This window comes from Burkholderia sp. Ac-20392, assembly GCF_017104585.1.
Lineage (GTDB): Bacteria > Pseudomonadota > Gammaproteobacteria > Burkholderiales > Burkholderiaceae > Burkholderia > Burkholderia lata.
In genome coordinates this window covers 1-4,661 of record NZ_JAAGPB010000589.1, presented here as the reverse complement: position 1 = coordinate 4,661, position 4,661 = coordinate 1, and the positions used below count along the sequence as shown (strand labels likewise).

4 protein-coding genes and 1 pseudogene are annotated in these 4,661 nt (G+C 69.5%); all 5 read right to left on the bottom strand.

Annotation, left to right across the window (positions count from 1 at the left end; genetic code table 11):
- Positions 1-194: pseudogene (locus G3N99_RS35035) on the bottom strand (pilus assembly protein); the annotation flags it as partial.
- A complete protein-coding gene (locus tag G3N99_RS35030) occupies positions 191-1,609 on the bottom strand; it encodes a CpaF family protein (protein ID WP_206124652.1) in 1,419 nt (472 codons plus the stop codon). The gene G3N99_RS35030 and the pseudogene G3N99_RS35035, both read right to left, overlap by 4 nt.
- Positions 1,606-2,829, bottom strand: coding sequence for an AAA family ATPase (locus G3N99_RS35025; protein WP_174936088.1), 1,224 nt, complete (start codon positions 2,827-2,829; stop codon positions 1,606-1,608). The genes G3N99_RS35030 and G3N99_RS35025 overlap by 4 nt, the downstream gene beginning before the upstream one ends.
- A gap of 21 nt (positions 2,830-2,850) precedes the next feature.
- Positions 2,851-3,231, bottom strand: coding sequence for a CpaD family pilus assembly lipoprotein (locus tag G3N99_RS35020; protein WP_174948242.1), 381 nt, complete (start codon positions 3,229-3,231; stop codon positions 2,851-2,853).
- Positions 3,232-3,246: 15 nt separating this feature from the next.
- Entirely contained in the window at positions 3,247-4,629 is a 1,383-nt protein-coding gene (locus G3N99_RS35015) for a type II and III secretion system protein family protein (RefSeq protein WP_174936092.1), read from the bottom strand.
- Positions 4,630-4,661: the final 32 nt, after the last annotated feature.

Sequence of the window (4,661 nt, the reverse complement as noted above, 5' to 3'; positions counted from 1 at the left end):
TTGAACAGCGCGACCCCGGGCGTGGCGGACGCATGCCCGTCGCGCCCGGCGAGCGACGGCGACAGCCGCCGCATCCGTGCGCGGATGCGCTGGGCCGGCGTGTGGCTCGCGCGATCGAACAGCGACGACAGCACAATCCCGATCGCGAGGATCATCACGAAAGCGCCCACCGCGAACAGGTCGGCGGCCCTCATTGCCGGAACACCTCGGCGAGCGCATCCTCGACGCCGTAATACGCGGCGCGCGCCGCGAATCCGGGCCGCAATGGCGATGCCTCGAACACGCCCTTCACCGAATCGCGCGTCGTGTCGCCTTCCTGGCGGAACGCGAACAGGTCCTGCGTAATCACCACCTCGCCTTCCATCCCGACGATCTCGGTGATCCGCGTGACGCGCCGCACGCCGTCGCGCATCCGCTCGATCTGCACGAACAGGTGCACGGCGCTCGCGATCTGGCGCCGGATCGACAGCAGCTGCAGGTTCGCGTTCGCCATCATGACCATGCTCTCGAGCCGGCTGATCGCATCGCGCGGCGAATTCGCGTGAATCGTCGTCATCGAGCCGTCGTGCCCCGTGTTCATCGCCTGCAGCACGTCGAACGCCTCGGGGCCGCGAATCTCGCCGAGGATGATGCGGTCGGGCCGCATCCGCAGTGCATTGCGCACGAGATCGCGCTGCGAGATCCCGCCGAGCCCTTCGGTATTCTCCGGCCGCGTCTCGAGGCTCACGACGTGCGGCTGCAGCAACTGCAGCTCGGCCGCATCCTCGATCGTCACGATCCGTTCGTGCTGCTCGATATGCTGCGACAGCGCGTTGAGCAGCGTCGTCTTGCCCGAGCCGGTGCCGCCCGAGATCACGATGTTCAGCCGGCACGCGCACGCGACCTTCAGCACCTGCAGCATCGGAGGCGAGATGTTGCCCTGCTGCGCCATCCGCGCGAGCGTGATGTCGCGCTTCGCGAACTTGCGGATCGAGATCGACGGGCCGCGCATCGCGATCGGCGGCAGCACGACGTTCACGCGGCTGCCGTCGGCGAGCCGCGCATCGACCATCGGGCTGCTCTCGTCGACGCGACGCCCCACCGCCGCCGCGATCCGCTGTGCGACGCTCGCCACGTGCGCATCGTCGCGGAATTTCAGCGACGTGAGTTCGAGCCGGCCCGCGCGCTCGACGTAGACCTGGTCGGGCCCGTTGACGAGGATGTCGGTGACCGTATCGTCGGCGAGCAGCGGCTCGATCGGCCCGACGCCGAACATGTCGTTCAGGATCGCATCGACGATCAGCACCTGCTCGCCGGCCGTGATCTTCAGGCGCTCGCGATCGACCGTGTGCGCGGCCACCTGCTCGATGCCCGCGCGCACTTCGTCGCGCGTCTTCATCAGCGCCGCCGACATGTTCATCGACGCAAACACGGCGCTGCGGATCGCGTCGAACTTGCTCGACCGGATCAGCGCCTCGTGCGTGTCGGCCGCCACGGGCGCGCGGGCCGGGGTCGGGGCGAGCGCGTCCGCCGGGGCCGGTTCGGGCTCCCGCGTCACGGCGGGCGTCGCGGCCGGTGTCGCGGCCGGCACGGGGTCCGCCGGCGGCCGGTTGCGGGTGCCGAACGTCACGTTCCCTTCCTCCACTTGACGAGCCGCGCATACCACGGCTCGGCGACGACCATCGGCTCGCCGGTGATGCCGTTCGCGAGCTGCCGGATCTGGTCCAGGAAGCCGTTCCGCTTCGCGCCTTCGATCGGCTCGCCGAGGTTCTCGGCCACCGCGAGCGTCTGCGGCTCGTGCGGCAGTTCGTGCAGCTTCGCGCCGCCGAACGCCTCCTCGAAATCGACCGGCTCGACGCGGCCCGCGACCGGCGCGAGCGGATTGTTCAGCACCATCGACAGCAGCCGCTCGCCGGGCAGCTCCCGCACGAAGCGCACGAGCCGCGCGGCTTCGTACGCGGCGTGCACCGAGCGGTCGACCACGACGTGGACGAGATCGGACGCCACGAGCGCGTCCTCGAGCAGCGGGCCGGCGCCACTGCCGACGTCGAACAGCACGTAGTGGAAACGGTCCTTCAGCATGTCGACCAGGCGCGCGACGGCCTGGTCGCTCAACGGCGCGTCGGCGCCATAGGCCAGCTCGGCGGACAGCACGTGCAACCGGTCGCCCTTCGTGACGAACATGCGCTCGAACAACGCGTCGTCGGGACGCTGCCCCATGTTCAGCAATTCGATCAGCCCGTTGTTGCTGGACAGCCCGAACATCGAGTTCGCGCCGCCGCCGTGCAGGTTCAGGTCGACGTAGGCCACGCGGCGGCGCTTCTCGCTCGCCAGGAAACGCGCGAGGCTCACCGTGATCGTGGTCGCGCCGACGCCGCCGCGCGCGCCGACGAAGCTGACGACCTTGCCGGTGCGCGCCTGCACGACCGATTCCGTCGCGGTCAGCGCACGCCGCATCAACTCGACCGTCAGCGGCTTGACGATGTAGTCCTGCACGCCGATGCCGAGCAGGTTGCGAAACAGCCCGACGTCGTTCTGCGTGCCGATCGCGATGACGCGCACCGACGGATCGCACACGTCGGCGAGCCGCATCAGGTCCGATACCGGCAGCACCGAATCCGACACGTCGATGACGAGCTGGCGCGGCGAACGCTCGTACTGCTGCAGCAGCCGGATCGCATCGTCGCAGGTGCCCGGCTGCAGGTGGGTGCGCGCGATCGACAGCTCCTGCGTGACGCGGCGTATCACGTCCTCGCTGCCCGAATCGGAGACGACCGCAACGAGATCGACCGCGCCCGCGGACGCGGCGCGCCGGGTGTGCTGACGGTCGAGGAGGTTCATGGGCGGCATCGTGATGGCATCCGGGTCCGGTCAATGGCTGGGCGAGCCGGTCGTCAGCGTCTTGCCTGGCGTCGGCTGCTTCACGCGATCCTCGACGTAGCGACGCACCGCGTCGGCCGCGGTCTGCGCGTCCGCGCCGCCGTATGGCACGGGCGCGACGAGATCCTCCGGCCGCGCGAGCATCGCCGCGAGGTTCGAGTAGGTCGCGCAGCCGAACGGCACGCCGGGCCGCGCAAATCCCGCGTCGACGAGATGCGACGGCTGCATCAGCTTCGCGCAATCGGGCGCCACCGCGTGCGCGCCGTCGAAGCCGATCGACCGTGCATCGGGCAGGTTGACCGGCGGCGGCGCCGACAGGCAGCCCGCCAACATCAGCGCCAGCAGTACGGCAACGGTCGATCGGGTTCGCATGTGCGCTCCTCCGGTTCAGTACACGAAGCCCGCGGCGCCGACGAGGCGCGGCGTGTCGCCCGACAGCAGGTCGAGCCCCAGGTTGCGCTGCACCGCGAACTCGAGGTCGCTGCTCGGCCGCGCGACGGTGTCGATCGCCTGCTCGAGCTGGCCGGGCCCGGTCGGCTGCACGATGTACGGCGTGACGATCACGACCACCTCGGTCTTGTTGTCCTGGAAGTTCTTCGACGAAAACAGCCGGCCGATGATCGGCAGCCGGCCGAGCCCCGGAATCTGCGACACGGTGTCGGCCGTCTGGCTCTGCAGCAGCCCGCCGATCGCGAAGCTCTGCCCGCTCGACAGCTCGACCGTCGTGTCGACGCGCCGCACCGTGAGCCCCGGCACCTTCACGCCGCCGGTCGTCACGCTGTTGTTCGTATCGACCTCGCTCACTTCCGGCCGCACCTTCAGGCTGATCCGGTTGTCGGCGAGCACGGTCGGCGTGAAGTCGAGCGACACGCCGAACGGCTTGAACTCGACCGTGATCGCGCCGGTCGACGAACCGGCCTGCGCGACGGGAATCGGAATCTCGCCGCCCGCGAGGAAGCTCGCGGTCTCGCCGGACATCGCGGTGAGGTTCGGTTCGGCGAGCATCGTGATCAGGCCTTCCTGGTCGAGTGCGTCGAGCACGACGTCGATCGACCAGCGCCCCGCGCGGAATCCGCCGAGCACCGAGAAGGCGCCCGTCGGCGACAGGTTGAACAGGCCGTTCGTCGGATCGAACAGCGTGCGCCCGTTGAACAGCCCGCCGACGAAGTTGCCGGCGCCGCCCAGCGAGCTCCAGTTGATGCCGAGCTGCTGCGTGATGTTGCGGCTCACCTCGGTCACCCGCACGCGCAGGTTCACCTGGATCGGGCGCGACAGCGTGAGCCGGTTCACGATCTTTTCCTTGTCGTGCAGATACGGTGTGAGCGACTGCATCACGGCGTCCGCGTCGGCCGCGCTCGGCACCTTGCCCGACACCATCAGCGAGCCCGGCGCACCGGACACCGACAGCTTCAGCTGCGGAAAGCGGCTGTCGAGCACGCCCTGCAGCGACGCCGTGTCGACCTGCACGATCACCGTCTTGCGCAGGATCGGGCGATGGTTTGCGCCGAGTGCGATCAGCGTGGTCGTGCCCGCCTTCTTGCCGAACACGAACACCGTGCGCGGCGACGGCACCTGGATGTCCGCGATGGCCGGATCGGCGACGAACATCGCGGTTGCGGGCTCGGGCAGCGACAGCAGTTCCCCCTTGCCGGTCGCGATCGACAGCGCCGCGCCCGCGTCCGGCGCGCGCGCGCCCTGCGCGAACGCGCTCCCGGACGCAACGATGCAGGCCAGGCACCAGCAAGCGATCCAACGAACCATGCGCACCATGCGTGTTCCCGTCAAATGCCGGCCGCCGGGCA

Bases quoted from the DNA above. Each gene is read 5' to 3' on its own strand.
- G3N99_RS35025 (WP_174936088.1), bottom strand. From the start codon at position 2,829: ATGCCGCCCATGAACCTCCTCGACCGTCAGCACACCCGGCGCGCCGCG.
- G3N99_RS35015 (WP_174936092.1), bottom strand. From the start codon at position 4,629: ATGGTGCGCATGGTTCGTTGGATCGCTTGCTGGTGCCTGGCCTGCATC.
- G3N99_RS35020 (WP_174948242.1), bottom strand. From the start codon at position 3,231: ATGCGAACCCGATCGACCGTTGCCGTACTGCTGGCGCTGATGTTGGCG.